This window comes from Ensifer sp. Root127 (genome assembly GCF_001425225.1).
Taxonomy (GTDB): Bacteria; Pseudomonadota; Alphaproteobacteria; order Rhizobiales; family Rhizobiaceae; genus Ensifer; species Ensifer canadensis.
In genome coordinates this window covers 127,685-144,121 of sequence record NZ_LMDX01000009.1, presented here as the reverse complement: position 1 = coordinate 144,121, position 16,437 = coordinate 127,685, and the positions used below count along the sequence as shown (strand labels likewise).

Below are 16,437 nucleotides of genomic sequence, written 5' to 3'. Positions count from 1 at the left end.
AATCAATCCCATCCGCAATCTCCCAGGTCATCAAAACCCGGGGAGAGTGACATTCTTACTTTGCAGGATCAGGACACTTCAACTTTGCGGCTACACGATAAGATCGCGTAAGCTTTGTTATGGAACTTACAAATATGGTCCCGAGACAGGTCCGCGTGACCCAGTCGACGCGGGCCGTGGCACAACTTCGAAGCTGTTGAATGCGCGCCCGGCAGACCCGGTGCGGTTCATGGTCCTCCCATGAGTATGTACAATTACAGCCAACTAAACGAGCCAGTTCTTAGGGCGCAAGGCGAAGGTCGGCGTTTGTCCGCATGCATGTCATCGTTTTTCATGAAATTGTCTCTTAGGAATCATTTTTCATGAGCAAGGATCGGATTTCATGAGACGGCTATGGCCCAGCACCATGGAAAACAGCCAAACGATCCTGGGGGTTGCCGGCTCATCGGTGAAGACAACATGGAATTGGGCGAAATCCACCTGAGCTTGTTCGCCGGGAGCCGTTTCGACCCGAACTTCAAACCCGTGTTCGGAGGACGGCGGACGTCTCTGAGAAAGTCCGTGACTGCAGTGTAGCCGCCGGAATATCCGCGTTCCTTCAGCTCCCGCAGGAGCCGCCGTCCGCTAAGACTGGGATAGGCCGCGGTCCATAGGCAAGTGCCTCAAGGCCCCGTTCGATATATTTGCGGATTGTCTCTCGATCGACGCCGGTCTGCCTGGCGATCGCAGACACCGACAAGCCCTGCCGGTGTAAATCTAAGACTATGACTATCTCCCCGAGTTTGATCACCGCCAATCCCCTCTCGACCATCGAGAGTAGTATCGGAGATGCCGTACCGCCAGTCTTCCCGGGCGAGCGCCGAAAAGACCGGCGGCGTCCCTAAACTCGGGAAGATTCAAATGGCACTTTTGGAGAGTATTGATCCGGTATCGACAGCAGGCCCAAGAGAGCGAAAGACCGGATGTCCTTCCTCGCTGACAACCTGATGGCCGACCTTGCCGTTACCCTCGCGCGTTAGAATGAGCGAATGAACATTTCGAGCGGCGAAACACGGATTTGGCTGTCCTGTCAGGCACTCTGCGTAATGCGCAGCAAATGGGTCGCGCGTGCCTCGATTACACCGCGAATGGTCTTGAGAATCCCATGGGGGATACCCTCTTCCTTAACTGCCGCCAGCAGCTCGTCGGCCTCTCCGGTGATACGGCTTGCAAGCTCAGTCAGGTCTTTGATTAACAAGCGCTGCGCGCTCCTTGTGTCCGGCACCAGTGTTAGCCAGTGCTGCAACTGAATTGTGTCAGCAATCGATCGTCCACCAATCGGCATGGCGAGCTTTTTCGCCCCAGGTGCACCACTGTTTTGGTGTTTTTTTTGATCGGTGCGATGCCCCGTGGATTGAGTTTTCAAAGAGTTCAAATATTCTATGGCTCGCCCGACAAGAAAAAATGTTTCAAAATTTGAAGTATACTGAGGTCAGCTAGGGAAAGACCGCATGCTCATCTATTCCGACGAGAATATTGAAGTAATTCACCGCGCGGGTTCATCGCCTTATCTTCTTGTCACATTTAATGAGATGGAGATGCAGGCGAACGGCAGTCGGTTCTGGGCGCAACGGTTTTGCGAAAAAGCCGACATTGCCGCGCTCGGCTTCATCAGCCGGCGGCCTAATTGGTTTCCGGCAGCGAGCATCGTTAAGGCGGTCGACGCGGCGCAACCCATTTTGCGTGCCGCGCCGGAGCGTGTCCTCTACGGTCATTCACAGGGCGGCTATGCGGCGCTGCGTTATCGTCGGCGCTTCGACGCGACCGTCGCCATCGCCTTCTGCCCGCAAGCCTCGATTGACCCGAATGCGGTAACGTTCGATCGCCGGTTCACGCGACATTTCTCGCCCAAGCTCCACACCAGTATGGGGATCGCCCCCGACCAAGCGGCCGGCCGGGGCTATGTCTTTTTCGATCCGTTCCATTCGGTCGATCGCCGGCACGCGGAGCAGATCGCGGCGCTCCAAGCAGAGACGCGGCTCGTTCCGGTCCATATGACCGGACATGGCACCGTGCGAGCCTTCACTGGGACAGCGCGGGCTCTTTCGCTCATCGACTCTTGCCGAGCAGACAACCTCACGGGCCTACGGGAACTTGCCCGCGTGGTTCGTGTCGCCGCACCCATGAGGCCCTACCAAATCGCGGTCTCGGCAATCGCTCGCCATCCCGCTTGCGCCGACCGGTTGCAGGCTCGCTTTGGCGAGGGCTTCTCGCCCGTGGAGCGCGTTAATTTCCTATATCACCGGGCCAACCGTCACATCCGCGACAGTAAACTCGCTACCGCGCGGGAAATGCTTGCCGAGGCCGTGGCACTTCAGCCTGCCAATATCGGTTTTGTTCGCCGGCTCGAGGAGCTTGATAGCCGTATAGCCCGAGCCCGCGACGTGGCAATTTCTGGATGAGTGGCTCTTTATGAGTTCATCCTTCCAGCGGCTTTTGCCGCGGCGGCCACCGCGTCCCACTCCGCCAGCACTCGTTCCTGAGTGAACCGCCGCGCACTTTGTTCCGCGTCGCGCCCAAGATGGTATCGCAGCAGCGGATCCCGCAGGATCCTTCCGAGGGCCGTCGCCAGGGCGTCGATATCTTCCCGTTCGACCAGGATTCCATCTTCGCCATCGCTGATCATTTCCTCGGGCCCCCATTGGCACCGAAACGACACGGTGGGAATTCCGGCGGCCATCGCCTCCAGCAGCACAATCCCCCATCCCTCATAGCGAGACGAGAGCACGAACACGTCGGCCGTCTCCACCCATTCTCCTGGCCGCTTCGTGACGCCAGGCATGCTCACCCGGTCGGCAAGACCAAGCCGGTTCCTTTGCGCCTCAAGGTTTGCCCGCTCCTCCCCTTCCCCCCAAATGCGCAAATGCCACTCCGGCAGATCCGGCGCGATTTTGGCGAATGCCTCGAGCAGCAGGTCGAAGCCTTTTTGGTGGGTCAGGCGTCCGACGGCAGTCAACGTGTTATCCTGTCGTCTGCTGTTCCAACCCGGCGGCAGATCGGATGCATTAGGAACGACCCAGCCACGCTTGCGCATGATGGGTGGAAAGGTTTCGAGCGCCCCGCGCGTCATCGTTACCAAGCCGAAGGCGCGCGGGTAGAGCCATCGCTGCAATCGCTTCCAGCCGCGTCCAACGGGCTGCAGTTCGGGATTGTTGCGCTCGGAAACGATGATCGGCACACCAAGCCGCCAGCCCGCGAGCAGTGTGAGAACGTTTGTTCGCGTGAGGAAACTGAGGATAAAGGTCGGGCGGGACGCTCGAAGCGCGGCTGTAAGCTTTCGCATCCTGCGAAACGCCATCAGACCGGAATGAAGGTTCGATCGAGGCCGCCCTGCCCCACCGAGCCGCCAGATATCGATATGCGGATCAATCGGATAATATGCCTCCGAAGTCGGGGCCTCGAAGGTAATGATGGTTACCTCATGCCCTTGCCGTGACCAGTGATTTGCCACCAGGCTAACGACATGCTCGGTACCGCCGGCGCCGAGTGCCGGCACGACGATCGTGGTTCTGGTCGTTTTTTGGTCCGGATGGTCGTGCGCGCCACAATACGGGCTCGTTGCCATTCGTTGATGTTCCCCGTCGCGTTCCACACGTCCTCGGTCAATTAGATGATGGTTGTTACATTCCGGATCGCAGTTGCAGTGTATTCTGTTTTACCCGCTCCCGCGACGGCTTCAGTGCGCCGTCAGGGGGTGCCGATGAGCAGCATTTGCAGGGTGTCAAAGGGGCATCTCAAGCGTGTTCGGGTGACCTCTCATGCTGCGTTGGCGGACGCGTTCCTCGTTTCTCGCCGAAAATCCGGCAGAATCTGGTTTCGGTCCATTCTGTCGCGAGCAGACCGTATGCTCGAACCGATCGCAGCTCTCTGCATGCGCGAACGAGCTGCTCTCCACGCGGTCACTTCGTAGCGCCCACGACGACGTTCCTGACGACGTCCGCGATCGTCCTCATTGCCTGCTCGTCGAAACTGGGATCCACCAGAAAGGCCAGGCTCGTTTCTCCGAGAGACCGGGCGACTGGAAGTCGGTGCGCCGGCACCATGCCGACGTTGATGAATGCCTGTTCCCGATAGATTTCCGAGCAACTGCCACTAAAACACGGCACGCCGCGGCCATTGATCTCCGCCACAAGCCGATCCCGGTTCCATCCGTCGCGCAGCATTTCTGGCTTCACGAAACTGTAGAAGCGATACCACGCATGGACGAACTCCGGCGGCGGAATTGGGGCGCGAAGCGCCGACAGATCCTTGATGGCGTCGTGAAGGATTGCTGCATTGACCGCACGGATATCGTGAGTGTCGGCAAGCGTGGCGAGCTGCGCCGTCCCGAGCACTGCCTGTATCGACGTCATGCGCCAGTTGGTGCCGATCGTCTCATGCAGCCAACGGAACCCCGGGGGATGCTCCGTCTTGAACACGGCATCGTAGCTCTTGCCGTGGTCCTTGCGGCTCCAGGCGCGTTTCCACATGGCCTCGTCGTTTAGTGCGATCAGGCCACCTTCGCCGCCCGTCGAAATTATCTTGTCCTGGCAAAACGAAAATGCGGCGATCTCGCCGAACGTTCCGACGGGGTGGCCTGCTATGGAGGCTCCGTGCGCCTGGGCGCAGTCCTCGATCACCCAGAGATCGTTTTCGGCCGCCAGCGCCATGATTGCCGGCATGTCGCAGGGCCAGCCGGCGAGATGAACCGCTATAATGCCTCTGGTCTTTTTTGACAGGCAGCGGCCGATCGTCTCTACCGTGATGTTCTGGCTCTCCTCGTCGACATCGGCGAACACCGCCCTACCCCCGGCCATGACCACGCAGGATGCGGAAGCTATAAAGCTCCTGGGTGTAACGACGACCTCGTCGCCGGGCTGCAGGTCGAGTGCATGAAGTGCCAAGTCAAGCGCGACGGTTCCGTTTGCAAGCGCGATCGCATGTCGCATGTCCAGATAATGTTCATAGGCCGCTTCGAAGGCGCGAACGTGAGGTCCAGTCCAGGCGTTGACCTCGCCGGTTCGCAGCACGTTGCAGACGTCTGCGATCTGCTGTTCATCGTAGATGGGCCATCGATGCATCTGTGTCCCCCCGAACTCCACCCTGTCATGAGCGCGTCTGTGGCAGCATCCAACGAACAAGGACGAACGCTTCGGCCGCTTCGCTCATCACCGTCGCACCGCGCAATTGCGCCAGCGCCGACAGCGTTCTCGTCGATCGCTCGTGTGGCGGCGAGCGGATCTGGGACGCAAAACACTGCATTGCTTCGAGCTTTTTTTCGAAATAGCTGGAGATGTCGACGAAGACGTTCGGCGTGAAGCCCGGGGTCAGATAGGGCGCGTTCCAGTTGGTCTCGGACAATGTTTCATAGGCCAGTATGCGATGAGGGAAGCTTTCCTGGTGGGGTCGACTTGCCACCAACGCCGAAAGAAACGCCAACTGATGATCTCGATGAATGTCGCCGGGAAATGGCAGAAGAACTGTCTCGGGAGATAGGAGACGAACGAGATCCGAGAGCGCACTGTTGACGGCGGAATGCCCGGCCAGGTCGAGACCAGCCGCTTCGAAACCGAGCCAGAATGTTTCCTCCACGCCTAGCAATGCGTGGGCCTGATTGGCCTCCGATCTGACTAGAGCGATGCTTTCCGAAGTGAAGGCGGGAGGCCGCCCCTCGGTTACGATCGCCACGAACACCCGCTCGCCTTCCGCGGTCAGTCGAGCGATCGTTCCGCCCGCTCCCAACACCTCGTCATCCGGGTGTGGCGCGATCACCAGGGTTCGGCCAAACGAGAGCGGAACAGGCAACGCAGGACCCCTCTTTGCCTTGGCTCGCTTGCTCATCGATGGCTTTCTCCTAGTGGTGCGAAAGGCGCGGCGGCGCCGTATCGTTCGGCGACATGACGCCGTGCCTCTGCCAAGTGCCTGTCGTTCCGCTTCTCGCCGGCGACAAGGGTGAGTACGGTCATGACGAGGATGCGCGTGTCGAGCCATCGACCAGCATGATCGACATACCAGATGTCGAGCGCCAGTTTCTCCTCGTTCGACAGGCGTGTATTGCCGTTGACCTGCGCCCATCCGGTGATGCCGGGCAGTACCCGGCAACGGACCCGGCCGAGCTCACCGAATTCCGCGATGGTTGTGGGACCAAGCGGGCGCGGTCCGACGAAGGCCATCTCACCCCGCGCGACGGAAAGGAATTGCGGCAATTCGTCGAGGCGCGTGCGTCGCAGAAACCATGTCAGTCTCGTCGCGCGCAGATGGTCGGGCAACAGGTGTCCGTTCGCATCGCGACCTTCACGCATGGTACGAAACTTGACGATGGAAAATGGCTTAGCCCCGAGACCGGCACGCAATTGTCGAAAAATGAGTGGCCGACCGAGTGTGGCGAATACAATCGCGGCCGCCAACAGCATCAGCGGCAGGCAGAGGATAAGCAACACGCCGGCGATGAGAACGCTGTCTACCCGGCCATTTTCAGCTGGTAAAGCTATAGGGCCCATCTCGAGTGCATGTCGGCCGTTCCGTCTCAATCCGCTCTCCGTCACGTCGTCTGTTTGGTCGGCGGTGCCGCCGTGACCGTGCTTGCTTACATGCCCGTTATTGCCACCACCAAGACGTCGCCCGGCAGCATTTCCGTTAATGGGGAAGCCTCAATGCTCGCCGGCTTGCCGCCGACGGGGTTGCGGCGGATCTCGTAGGTGTAACTGATCTTGGATTTGTTTGCTTCATCGGCGCTCGCCGCCGCCATCAGCAGAATTTGCTCCTGGGCAGCTTGCCTGCTCGCGATCAGTTTCTTGATCTCCACGTCGCGCTCCTGCAGTTGCATGAGAATTTCCTTCTCGCGATCCGCCCCGAGCTTGGCGAATTCCAGCTTCATTTCGCTCAGCTCCCGCCGTGAACGGGCAAGCGTCGCGAAGGTCTCAAGCAACTGGGACTTTTCGTTCGATGCGTTGCTCCTGGCGCGTGAAAGGTCGCTTTCGGTGTTGAGTTCACGCTTGCGCAGCGAGCTCACCCGCGCCAGGTCCTTTTCATTGATGTCGACCACTTCCTTTTGTTGAGCCACAAGTTGATCGAGGATGTCTATCGCGCCTTGCCCCTGGACAATTCCTTCCGACAAAATGGCGCTCTGTGACTTGTTGGCGGCGAGATCGGCACTCAGGATCTTTTCCTCGACCTCGATAACCCCTTTGAGAGGCAGGTCGGCGAGGTATCCCCTGGCGACTTCCGGCACGTCCTTCAGGTCGATCTTCGCGCTGTTCTTCAGTTGCGCAACCAGACGGGCAGCGTAAATCGCCTCATAGACGATTTGCGCGTCAGCTCCCTCAATCTCGCCGCGGAGCCTTGCGCGCGCCACGATCCGGTCGGACGGATTGACGGATGCGATCTGGGTGCCGCCAGCGAGACCCACGGCCTGTTCTACCGTCAGGCCGCCGTAGAAGGGGAAGGAACCGGGGCTTCGCACTTCGCCGAGAACGAAGATCGGACGAAACGTAGAGATGTTGAGCGAAAGCTTTGGATCAATCAGGATTTCCCGGGAACGGTACTCGGAGCGTAATTTTTCCAAGGCCGCGGTCACCGTCAATCCAGCGATCTTGACGGATCCAATCAAAGGAAATTGGGCATCGCCGTCGCTCGAAATCGTTACCGTCACGGGAATCTCGGCGTCGTCCAGGAAGTCGAAGGTGAGGATATCGCCAGTAGACAGCCGATAGTCGGCGGAAAGCCCTCCCCCCGTCGTCACGCTGAGCAGAAAACACAGGATCGCTGCGAGAAGATATTTGGAAATCCTTCTCGCCAGGCTCCTGTCGAATGAGCTCGTGATTCCGGTCATGCGATTGCGCCTCTCGAAAGAAAAGACAACGCTCGGAGATCGTATTGTTGGCGACTATATTCTGACGTTCGCCGAGCCGTCAAAGGATTTTGGTTGAAAATAAAAAGATGCGGTAACATTATAATACATATCCCGAAAGGGAGAGTAATTTCGATTTTTATTACCCCGATGGATTACCCCTAAAGAGCTACCTAGACTGTCCCTTCTCTCGCCGGCGCCCCCGGCATGATCTTCTGGAACGCGCGTGACGATCCGCAAGAAACTACGACGCGCCATGAAGGCGTTCGGCGACATCGCGAGGCGGGAAAAAAGCCTTAAGGAGAGGCTGCAGGCGGTCGCTCATCTGATGACGGGCAATTTCCTCGGCTCGATCATTGGGCTCGCCGGTTTTGCCTTGACCGCGCGCGCACTCGGTCCGGCCGACTATGGCATGTTAGCGCTGTGCTTCGCATACATAAGGGCGGTCGAGCGGCTGGTCAGCTTTCAGTCCTGGCAGCCGCTCATTAAGTTCGGGAGCGAGGCAAAAGAGGCCGGGCGTAACGACGATCTGCGCGCCATCTTGAAGTTTGGACTCCTTCTCGATGTCGCAGCCGCGATCGCCGGTTGCCTGATCGCAATCTTGCTGGTTCTTCTCGCCGCACCCTTCTTCGGCCTCTCGGAGCCGGTGAAAGAACTGGTACTCGTTTACTGCTTCGTCTTGCCTTTTCAGCTTTCCGGCATGCCGACCGCGGTCCTCAGGCTTTTTGGCAGGTTCACCTCCCTAGCCTACGGCCAGGTAATTTCGAGCCTCTTGCGCGTCATCCTCTGTTTTCTCGGCTACATAACCGGTGCTGGGCTGTTCGAATTCGCATTGATCTGGATGGCAGCGCAGATCCTGAGCGCCATTTCGCTGGTTACTTTTTCCCTAGTTGCCCTCAAGCGCGAAGGCTTGCTTCACGGTCTGGCGTCGGCGTCAATGGCACAGCTTCGGACCCGCTTTCCCGGCCTATGGAAATTCGCGATATCGGCGAATGTCTCGCTGACCATTCGCGCAAGCGCCAACGAACTTGACACATTGCTGGTCGGCTACCTCGCCGACCCGGCTTCAGCAGGGCTGTTTCACATCGCCAAGCGCGTCGGTCGCCTGGCACAACAGGCAGGTAGCCAGGTCCAGACGGTGCTCTATCCTGAACTCGCTCGCGCATGGGCCGCGGGCGCGAGCGCCGAATTCCGGCGCGCTGTGTCCCAGACGCAGTGGCTGCTCCTTGCATTCGGCGTCGCGATGATAGGTGCATTCTACGTCTCGATCGAGCCGCTGCTGAAATGGACAGCCGGACCGCAATTCGTCGGCGCCGCGCCACTGGTGATTGTCCAGTCGATTGCCGTAACACTAACCCTCGTCGGTGCCGTCTTCCGCTCGGCACTGTTGGCGATAGGAGAGGAACACAGAGTCCTCACGAGCGTGTTGATTTCGGTCGTGGGCTTTTACGTGACGGCGTTGATCTTCATTCCGCAGATTGGCGCCATGGGCGCGAATGTTGCCCATATCGTCATGTCAGTCGTGTGGCTGGCGATGATGTATGTGGCTTATCGCCGGCGCATCTAGCCGAACATCTTCAGTCTGTGGGATAGCGTCCGGCGATGCGCTCTTCAGAAAGCCACTGCATGAAGTCGTCGAAGTTCGACCACCCGTTACCGTCGCCGTCGACCCAAGGGTCATTGCTGACCGCTGCGGCACCAAACTGCGGCTCGATCGCGTCGGCCATGCCGTCAACATCGGAATCGAGATAAGGCTCGCCATTGGCGATTTCCGGCAGGGCACCCGGCACGCTGACCATCTTGCCGCCGCCCTTCTGCCCGATGGGCCCGATTTCGGCGATCACCCGTGTGTCAACGCCATCACGCGGGAAGGCGCCCGCGGTCGCCGTGACGGAGGCATAGACCGCCTCGGCCGGCTCGGGATTGGCAATCGCCAACGGACAAGGCGGCTTGTCGACGACGAAGCCGAGCGTGTCGGGCGCGATCGCGACGATCGATTTTTTTCCAAAACTCCAGGTAACATTGCCGCTTTGGTAGAGCTTCGGGTTGTCGACACTGGCCGTGTCGTTCCAGTTCATCGCATAGGTGACTTCGTTGGTACTCGGGCCTGCCTTGAAGTAGTTACCGACAAAGGAGATCGGCGTCCCCCCGGGAAATTGCGAGAATATTTCGCCCCACTCGGACGCTGCGTTAAAGAAGAGATTGTTGACGATCTCGATGCATGAGCCGCCATAGTGGTTATTGTCCGGGTTCCTGTCTCTGTTGGAAACACAAGCATTTTTCCAGAAGCTGATGTTTTGTGGGCCCCGCGGATCCGAGCCGAGAAGCGCGCATTTGCTGTGCTTGTTCAGGCCTTCGGCAAACAGGGAATTGGCAACGGTTAGATCCGTCGTGGTGGCATAGGCGTTGAAGTTCTCATCCGTCGCCCAGGACGTCGACACGTGATCGACATAAACCAGCCGACTGTCCTCGATCGTCACGCCATCAACATTCGGTATCGAATTGGAAAACTGCGGCCGCATCCGCAGATGACGGATGATGACGTTGACTGATCCCTTGACGACGAAGGGCGTGTGTAGACCCTCGCTGTTTGTCTGGTCGATGGTCAGCAGGATGCCGCCACCCGGTGCAGTCTGGCCGAGAATGGACAGATTGGCGTTCTGGTCGCGCACAACCAATGAACTTTTCAGCTTGATGGTTCCGCCGACCTTGAACACGCAATTGCGCGGGCCACTGAGATCGATGCAGGCGCGCAGGCTACCGGGGCCAGCGTCGTTGAGGTTGGTGACCGGGATGATCGCCCCGCCCCTTCCTCCCGTTGCCATCTTTCCGTAGCCCTCAGCGCCCGGGAATGCCGGCTGTTCCTGTGCCAGGGACAGTCCCGCCGCCCACGTCAGCGCAAGGAAAGCGCCGGCGACCGCACTGCCCCTACGAAAGAAAGGCAGGCGAAACAACAAACAATTCGAATTCGAAACCGCCTTCGCTGCGTCTGTCATGTGAAATCTCCTGCTAAGGCTCCACATCGGTTCGCCGGGACAAGAAGGCTGGGCGAACGATAGTGGTTTTAACTCAAGTCAACGAAGGGCACCAGCCTACCCTCGAACTCGCTTTCGCAGCGTGCGAGGGTTTCACGATTTTTTCCATGAACACTGGATCTGGCGCATAGGTGCGCACTGCGCCGTGAATTTGACCCAACAATCGGAGTTATGCCGCCACCCGGCCGCGTAAATGCCTGCAGTTGGCCCAAAGGGGCAACGGGCTAGTCCGTCTTTGCCTGTTGCCACAAGTCGGTCAGCGTGACGCCTTTCCTGCCCCAATTATCGGTATCTATTTCATCGATCACGACAAAGACATATTCGGGATTGCGGCCCAACTCTTCGACAAGAACCTCTGTCATCCTTCGGATGACAGCGCGCTTCTGATCGACGCTGGCGATCCCTTTTGCGATCTCAACTTTTACGTAAGGCAACGGCTAACCTCCGTGTTTCCAGATCGACTCTTGTCTCAAAAGGGGCCTGTTATGATGACTGGTCTTGGCGCATGGTTGCCATCCCCGTCCTGTCCTCCATCACTCGGCACCGCAATAGGCAGCTCGGTCAAGCTGTAAGCGGACACCGCTTACGAAAAACCTACGCCACAGTATCCTACACTCTCCGAAACTATCCCTCCCCTGTCACTCCCGGATTATCATTACAAGCCCGTCGATGTTGTAGAAACAGGATGCTTATAGAAGGTGGGCGGAGGTTGTCCGTCGATTGGCACGTTACAAACGGCGATCAGACCGCATAACCGAATTTTTCAAGATCTAAGCCAGTTAGCTCCATAACACGGCAGTTGCTATCACGATAATGGCCGGCAACGAATGCGCGTATGTTGCGGTCAATTTTCCTGTTTAGCCGCTCGTCAAATGATTGCGGAGTTAGGCGTTCGAAGACCGGCTTCATTCGTGCGAAACGCCGCGCGAAGCGGGGGATTTGAACTATCCCGCCGCGGCTGAGTTCGTTGTTGCTCATGAGACGGTTTGCAAAGCGTTGAACGAACTGCATCGTGACTGGACGCCTGCTGTTAGTGACGACCTTTGCGATCGAGGCGGGAGGCGGCATTTCCATGAACTGGCTGATTTGCCCCACGAAGCTTTCCAAGTCCCGCACCATCATCTCGAAAGGTAGCACTAGAACGTTGCCAAAGAGATCCTGATAGTGCCGGATCAGTCGGTCGAACTCGTAGACTTCGAGACGGAACCCAGGCATGCGTCCTAATTGTGGTTCAGGCGTCTCAAGAAACCGCTGGAGCGAGAGATCCCCGCCGTCGGTAATGTACTGGCTATATATCGATCTGATCAGCGATACCTGCTCTCGCACCACGATCAGAATTCTTGCCGCGGGGAACGTACGCACGAGCCGGTCCGCAATGAGCATGCGATCATAACCGCCGCTTGGCGGATATCCGGAGAGCCGTTCGTGGCTAAGGACGAAGCGCAGGCCATTGTCGCGCGCGGTGTCGATATAGGGTAAGTAAAGGCTTCGGCACACAAAGGGGTCGAAGACGAAATTGTCGGGGAATGCGATGTCTTTCACAATGCGCGTTCTCGACCCGCCTATGTTGCTGGAGTAGCCATTGATGGGCTGGAAGCAATGGTCCTGAAGATAGGTCGATCCGGTCTTGTGATAGCCGATATGGATAAGTATGTCGGCGAAATTTGCGTCCGCGGGTGCGGTTCCTCCGCTGTCATTCACCCGATCGAAGTTCATCTCGCCCCCTTCTCAGCGGGCGCCTTTGGCTCCGCCGGTTGGCTGCAGTCACCTGCCTGATGCAGGAATCCCATTTTGCCATGATGGTTTCGGTCGAAAAGCGGAGGACGGTTTGATAGCCGGCTTCCGCAAAGCTTGCGCGCAGGCTTTCGTCCAGCATCAAGAGCTTCAATGCTGCCGCTAAACTGTCGACGTCGTCGACGGGAACGAGAAGACCTGACACCCCGTCCTCAATGATCTCCGCCGGACCAAAGTCGCACCGAGTGGAAATAACCGCCAGCCCTGCCGCCATCGCCTCCATCAGAACGTTGGGAAATCCTTCATAACGCGAACTGAGAACGAATAGGGCGGCGTCATCAATCCAGGAGCCGGCCTTTGCCGTCACCCCTGCGAGCGAGATTCTGTCCTGCATGTGCCGAGCCCGGATCCTCTCTTGCAATTGATGTCGGTCCGGACCTTCGCCGTAAATCGTCAGGCACCATTCGGGAACCTCCGCACAGACATTGGCAAAGGCTTCAATAAGCGTATCAAAGCCCTTCTGATCCACCAGCCGCCCAACTGCCACGACACGTAAAGCTCTACGGGTAGGTTTAAGGATACGGCTTCGGTCACAAGGATTGCCGATGACGACCGCCTTTGTCCTCAGCGATGTGGGCAGGGTCTTGGAAATGGCCTCCGTTTGCATGATCAAGCGGTGAGCTTGGCTCAGAACCAAAGGTTCGATCATGTTCCAGAGAAAATGCTTGGGTTGAGCACCGGGATTGTTGCGTTCCGAAACGAGCACCGGAATGCCTAGGCCGCGCGTGGAAAGCAGGGAGACAATGTTGATCTTCGTCAGAAACGAAAGCACGACATCCGGGCGAAGCTTCCGGAGTTCTGCACGGAGGCGCAAAATCCGATTGACGGTTTTGACAGAGCTCCTTGAAAACGGGCCCTCTCGTGCGTCCGGCAATCGGTGGACAGTCACGCCGCTTGGCAAGGAAAAGTAAATGTCATCCTCATCGGAGCTGAAGGCGAATACATGGACTTCATCGCCGCGCGCGTGGCGGTCTTTCACGATGAGGCTGACGACCCGTTCCGTTCCTCCGGCGCCGAGGCCTGCTTCAACTAACGCAAGTCGCATGCTTCCTCACAATCGCACAGTGCCACCGTCGGTTTTGCTCGGCTGGGAATGATCAGGGCGTTCTTAAGTTTTGGCCTACTGCCAGCTTGATCAAGGCTCTCCCAATTCTCCACCGTTGCCTGAGAAGCGAGACGAGCGCGCGGCACCAATTTTCATCCGAAAGGCCCTATGCCTGTTTCAGCGCGGCAATGTGAATCAAGGTGTTAGTCTAGTTCAAAGTGCTCCTTGTAGTCCTGCTTGAGGCGGTCGGGCTGATCTTCCTTTCGAAGGACGCAGTTTCCAATGACAAGCCTTTCTATCTCGGTGCCCATGAAGCAGTGGAAAGCGTCTTCTGGAGTACAGACGATCGGTTCGCCACGCACATTGAAGCTCGTATTGACTAGAACCGGGCAGCCGGTGCGCGCCTTAAAGGCAGTCAGCAAGTCCCAGTAACGGGGATTGGTCTCTCTATGCACCGTCTGCACTCGGGCCGAATAATCGACGTGAGTAACAGCCGGGATCTGCGATCGTGAGACGTTCAGGCGGTCGATGCCGAATAATTCCTGCTCATCAGTGTTCGGTTGATGTCTTCGACTTTCCAATACGTCGCCAACAAGCAACATGTAGGGACTGTCAACATCGATATCGAACCAGTCCGATACATCCTCGCGCCTGACAGAGGGCGCAAAGGGGCGAAAGCTCTCGCGATATTTAACCTTGAGATTTAGCGTTCTCTGCATGGTAGGCGACCGCGGATCGCCCAATATGGATCGCGCCCCGAGCGCTCGCGGCCCGAATTCCATGCGGCCTTGCATCCACCCCACAGCCTTCTCCTCAACGAGAGCATCGACGGTGCTCTCGGTAACCTCGCTGTCCGAAAGAACGCCGTAGACGGCTCCGGCGGTAGTAAGGCGCTGTTCGATCTCTTTTTGGCCGTAGGCGGGGCCAAGATATGCGCCCTCCATGCTATCGCGACCATTGACCTTCCGACCATTGCTGAGGAAACCGTGCCAAACAGTAAGGGCCGCGCCAAGAGCACCTCCGGCGTCGCCGGCTGCCGGCTGGATCCAGATATTGTCAAATATGCCTGCCTTAAGGAGCTTACCGTTTGCGACGCAATTCAGCGCGACACCACCGGCAAGGCACAGGTTTCTTTCGCCCGTTTCAAGTTGTGCAAAGCGTGCGAGCCTCAGGACCACCTCTTCGGTCACTGCTTGGATGGACGCAGCCAGGTCCATTTCGCGCTGGGTTAAGGCGGATTCCGGTTTTCGTGGTTCGCCTCCAAAGAGACGATTGAAGGCCGGGGAAGTCATTGTAAGACCAGTGCAGTAGTCGAAATACTGTTGATCGAGGCGAAACGAGCCGTCCTCTTTCAAATCGATCAGATGATCCAGAATAGTTTGGGCAAAACGCGGCTGCCCGTAAGGTGCTAAGCCCATAAGTTTGTATTCGCCTGAGTTTACCTTGAATCCCGTGTAATAGGTGAAAGCGGAATAGAGTAGGCCCAGAGAATGGGGGAAGTGTATCTCCTTGAATATGGCGAGGCGATCAGCGGTACCATGCCCTATTGATGTGGTGCACCATTCGCCCACGCCGTCCATGGTCAGCACGGCTGCAGTCGAAAAAGGAGACGGAAAGTAACAGCTCGCCGCATGCGCCATATGGTGCTCGGTGAACAGGAGCGAGCCTCTCCACTCTTTCGAGCCAGCCAGTTTTCCGAGCTTCTGCCGCAGAAGTTTCTTTTGAAACAATTTTTCCTTGATCCATATCGGCATCGCGGTCTTGAAAGAGAGAAAGCCCCTCGGGATCGTTGTGAGATAAGTTTCAAGCAATCGCTCGAACTTCAAGAATGGCTTTTCATAAAAGACCACGTGGTCGATTTCGCTCATGCCGCAGCCTGCCTCGGCTAGGCAGTACTCAACCGCCCTCATTGGAAAGGACGCATCGTGCTTCCTTCGGGTGAAGCGCTCTTCCTGCGCCGCAGCGACGATATGTCCGTCCTCGACTAAGGCCGCCGCACTGTCATGATAGAAGGCCGAGATTCCAAGAACTCGCACTCACCCTCTCCGCATCAGAACAGAGTGTAGATAAAGGGAGCAACCGCGGTGCCCTGGGTCAGGACCAAAAGAGCTCCAAAGACTGCGACCATGATAAAGACGGGCAGCAGCCAAAACTTCTTGCGGACGCTCATATAGTGGAAAAGCTCGCGTACCATTTCCATGTTTCGGTCCTTCTTCGACGTTCGATCACAGCAAAAAAACCGCGTCGTCAGAACTGATTTCGCATTGTGGACGGCTCCGCCTCTTCTAACGGATGGTTGACCCAATAGGTGACCGCCGCCCGGTCAAATTTCAGTGCGAGAGGGTCGTAACCTCGCATTCTCAGGAGCAACCCTATAGGCACGAACGTTGTTACATAGATGATGAGCATCACGACGGGATTGACGACCTTGAACAGGAGCAGGCCGAGCTTGCTCCAAATCTCATTGGGAATTGTGAGAGAGGCCGGGTAAATAAGAGCCAGCAAGACCAGAAGGCCACCGACGCTCGCAAAGCCCAACATGACCGGTGTCATTGTTCCGGTGATTATCCATCTCGCCACAACAAGGCAAAGGAGGATACCGCCCACCGTGTAACCGAAGTTACGATTCGATGGCCCTTGCGGAATATCCTCGAATAATTGCTCGTGCGATTCGCTCACTGTTTCTTGCCCAGAAT

The 16,437-nt window shown here is 57.5% G+C and carries 15 protein-coding genes and 1 pseudogene; 2 read left to right on the top strand and 14 right to left on the bottom strand.

Features of this window, described 5'->3' with window-relative positions; translation table 11 throughout:
• Positions 1 to 381 precede the first annotated feature (381 nt).
• Together ASD03_RS37640 and ASD03_RS12525 are read right to left on the bottom strand one after the other, a co-directional pair.
• Positions 382 to 790, bottom strand: a pseudogene (locus ASD03_RS37640) (helix-turn-helix domain-containing protein); the annotation flags it as partial.
• A gap of 279 nt (positions 791 to 1,069) precedes the next feature.
• Entirely contained in the window at positions 1,070 to 1,405 is a 336-nt protein-coding gene (locus ASD03_RS12525) for a hypothetical protein (protein ID WP_156407951.1), read from the bottom strand.
• 85 nt (positions 1,406 to 1,490) lie between these two features.
• Here ASD03_RS12525 and ASD03_RS12520 point away from each other — a divergent pair, with 85 nt between their 5' ends.
• Positions 1,491 to 2,441, top strand: a complete 951-nt coding sequence (locus tag ASD03_RS12520) for an alpha/beta hydrolase (protein ID WP_057207740.1) — start codon at positions 1,491 to 1,493, stop codon at positions 2,439 to 2,441.
• Positions 2,442 to 2,449: 8 nt separating this feature from the next.
• On the opposite strand, the gene ASD03_RS12515 is transcribed toward ASD03_RS12520, so the two are convergent.
• The 5 genes from ASD03_RS12515 to ASD03_RS12495 form a co-directional block, all read right to left on the bottom strand.
• Positions 2,450 to 3,604: a glycosyltransferase family 4 protein gene (locus ASD03_RS12515; RefSeq protein WP_057207739.1), complete on the bottom strand. Its 1,155-nt coding sequence runs from the start codon at positions 3,602 to 3,604 to the stop codon at positions 2,450 to 2,452.
• Positions 3,605 to 3,938: 334 nt separating this feature from the next.
• Complete coding sequence (locus tag ASD03_RS12510) at positions 3,939 to 5,099, bottom strand: DegT/DnrJ/EryC1/StrS aminotransferase family protein (RefSeq protein ID WP_057213882.1); 1,161 nt, start codon at positions 5,097 to 5,099, stop codon at positions 3,939 to 3,941.
• 25 nt (positions 5,100 to 5,124) lie between these two features.
• Positions 5,125 to 5,859 (bottom strand): PIG-L deacetylase family protein, encoded by a 735-nt coding sequence (locus ASD03_RS12505; RefSeq protein WP_057207737.1) that lies wholly within the window; start codon positions 5,857 to 5,859, stop codon positions 5,125 to 5,127.
• Positions 5,856 to 6,548 carry a sugar transferase gene (locus ASD03_RS12500; protein WP_234907959.1) on the bottom strand — a complete coding sequence of 231 codons (693 nt, stop codon included), beginning with the start codon at positions 6,546 to 6,548 and terminating at the stop codon, positions 5,856 to 5,858. The genes ASD03_RS12505 and ASD03_RS12500 overlap by 4 nt, the downstream gene beginning before the upstream one ends.
• A 56-nt stretch (positions 6,549 to 6,604) precedes the next feature.
• The gene (locus ASD03_RS12495; protein WP_057207735.1) at positions 6,605 to 7,849 is read right to left on the bottom strand and encodes a polysaccharide biosynthesis/export family protein; all 1,245 of its coding nucleotides are present in this window, start codon (positions 7,847 to 7,849) and stop codon (positions 6,605 to 6,607) included.
• Between the two features lie 274 nt (positions 7,850 to 8,123).
• On the opposite strand from ASD03_RS12495, the gene ASD03_RS12490 reads away from it, so the two are divergent.
• On the top strand, positions 8,124 to 9,434 hold the full coding sequence (locus ASD03_RS12490; protein ID WP_057207734.1) for an oligosaccharide flippase family protein: 1,311 nt from the start codon (positions 8,124 to 8,126) through the stop codon (positions 9,432 to 9,434).
• 10 nt (positions 9,435 to 9,444) lie between these two features.
• Here the strand turns inward: ASD03_RS12490 and ASD03_RS12485 are convergent, their stop codons facing one another.
• The 7 genes from ASD03_RS12485 to ASD03_RS12460 all read right to left on the bottom strand — a co-directional run bounded on the left by ASD03_RS12485 (position 9,445) and on the right by ASD03_RS12460 (position 16,420).
• Positions 9,445 to 10,863: a hypothetical protein gene (locus ASD03_RS12485; RefSeq protein ID WP_057207733.1), complete on the bottom strand. Its 1,419-nt coding sequence runs from the start codon at positions 10,861 to 10,863 to the stop codon at positions 9,445 to 9,447.
• 263 nt (positions 10,864 to 11,126) lie between these two features.
• Positions 11,127 to 11,336, bottom strand: coding sequence for a 4-oxalocrotonate tautomerase family protein (locus tag ASD03_RS12480; RefSeq protein WP_057207732.1), 210 nt, complete (start codon positions 11,334 to 11,336; stop codon positions 11,127 to 11,129).
• 307 nt (positions 11,337 to 11,643) lie between these two features.
• Positions 11,644 to 12,618 carry a hypothetical protein gene (locus ASD03_RS12475; RefSeq protein WP_057207731.1) on the bottom strand — a complete coding sequence of 325 codons (975 nt, stop codon included), beginning with the start codon at positions 12,616 to 12,618 and terminating at the stop codon, positions 11,644 to 11,646.
• Positions 12,596 to 13,741, bottom strand: coding sequence for a glycosyltransferase family 4 protein (locus ASD03_RS12470; RefSeq protein WP_057207730.1), 1,146 nt, complete (start codon positions 13,739 to 13,741; stop codon positions 12,596 to 12,598). The genes ASD03_RS12475 and ASD03_RS12470 overlap by 23 nt, the downstream gene beginning before the upstream one ends.
• Positions 13,742 to 13,944: 203 nt before the next feature.
• On the bottom strand, positions 13,945 to 15,777 hold the full coding sequence (locus ASD03_RS12465; protein ID WP_057213878.1) for a carbamoyltransferase: 1,833 nt from the start codon (positions 15,775 to 15,777) through the stop codon (positions 13,945 to 13,947).
• 14 nt (positions 15,778 to 15,791) lie between these two features.
• A complete protein-coding gene (locus ASD03_RS39955) occupies positions 15,792 to 15,941 on the bottom strand; it encodes a DUF5989 family protein (RefSeq protein WP_107027808.1) in 150 nt (49 codons plus the stop codon).
• Between the two features lie 47 nt (positions 15,942 to 15,988).
• The gene (locus ASD03_RS12460) at positions 15,989 to 16,420 is read right to left on the bottom strand and encodes a hypothetical protein (RefSeq protein WP_057207728.1); all 432 of its coding nucleotides are present in this window, start codon (positions 16,418 to 16,420) and stop codon (positions 15,989 to 15,991) included.
• Positions 16,421 to 16,437: the final 17 nt, after the last annotated feature.

What these genes read in the sequence shown, in the direction of transcription:
- ASD03_RS12520 (WP_057207740.1), top strand. Translation starts at nt 1,491, where the DNA reads ATGCTCATCTATTCCGACGAGAATATTGAAGTAATTCACCGCGCGGGT.
- ASD03_RS12490 (WP_057207734.1), top strand. Translation starts at nt 8,124, where the DNA reads ATGAAGGCGTTCGGCGACATCGCGAGGCGGGAAAAAAGCCTTAAGGAG.
- ASD03_RS39955 (WP_107027808.1), bottom strand. Translation starts at nt 15,941, where the DNA reads ATGGAAATGGTACGCGAGCTTTTCCACTATATGAGCGTCCGCAAGAAG.
- ASD03_RS12515 (WP_057207739.1), bottom strand. Translation starts at nt 3,604, where the DNA reads ATGGCAACGAGCCCGTATTGTGGCGCGCACGACCATCCGGACCAAAAA.
- ASD03_RS12475 (WP_057207731.1), bottom strand. Translation starts at nt 12,618, where the DNA reads ATGAACTTCGATCGGGTGAATGACAGCGGAGGAACCGCACCCGCGGAC.
- ASD03_RS12485 (WP_057207733.1), bottom strand. Translation starts at nt 10,863, where the DNA reads ATGACAGACGCAGCGAAGGCGGTTTCGAATTCGAATTGTTTGTTGTTT.
- ASD03_RS12510 (WP_057213882.1), bottom strand. Translation starts at nt 5,099, where the DNA reads ATGCATCGATGGCCCATCTACGATGAACAGCAGATCGCAGACGTCTGC.
- ASD03_RS12495 (WP_057207735.1), bottom strand. Translation starts at nt 7,849, where the DNA reads ATGACCGGAATCACGAGCTCATTCGACAGGAGCCTGGCGAGAAGGATT.
- ASD03_RS12470 (WP_057207730.1), bottom strand. Translation starts at nt 13,741, where the DNA reads ATGCGACTTGCGTTAGTTGAAGCAGGCCTCGGCGCCGGAGGAACGGAA.
- ASD03_RS12505 (WP_057207737.1), bottom strand. Translation starts at nt 5,859, where the DNA reads ATGAGCAAGCGAGCCAAGGCAAAGAGGGGTCCTGCGTTGCCTGTTCCG.